This is a genomic window from Psychrobacter sp. TB20-MNA-CIBAN-0197, from assembly GCF_040309765.1.
In the GTDB taxonomy this organism is placed as follows: Bacteria; Pseudomonadota; Gammaproteobacteria; order Pseudomonadales; family Moraxellaceae; genus Psychrobacter; species Psychrobacter submarinus.
Genome location: NZ_JBEOPC010000653.1, coordinates 1 through 269, shown reverse-complemented (window position 1 = coordinate 269; position 269 = coordinate 1). Strand labels below are relative to the sequence as shown.

Genomic DNA, 269 nt, shown 5'->3' with positions numbered 1-269 from the left:
ACTCCGGTCAGCTGTATGAAGTGGATATGCGCCTGCGGCCGTCCGGCGCTTCCGGGCTGTTGGTGAGCTCCCTCGGCGCATTCGCGCGCTATCAGGAAAACGAAGCCTGGACGTGGGAGCATCAGGCCTTGGTGCGCGCGCGGGTGCTGGTGGGCAGCCAGGATGTTGGCCAGGCTTTTGAAAAAGTCCGCGCGCAGGTGTTGGGCAAACCACGGGATCTGGCCAAACTGCAACAGGAAGTCAGCGAGATGCGCGCGAAGATGCGCGAC

The 269-nt window shown here is 63.2% G+C and carries 1 protein-coding gene; it reads left to right on the top strand.

What is annotated here, in order from left to right:
- Window positions 1-11: 11 nt before the first annotated feature.
- A partial coding sequence (locus tag AAEY83_RS15385) for a hypothetical protein (protein ID WP_351060299.1) occupies window positions 12-269 on the top strand: 258 nt, incomplete at its 3' end.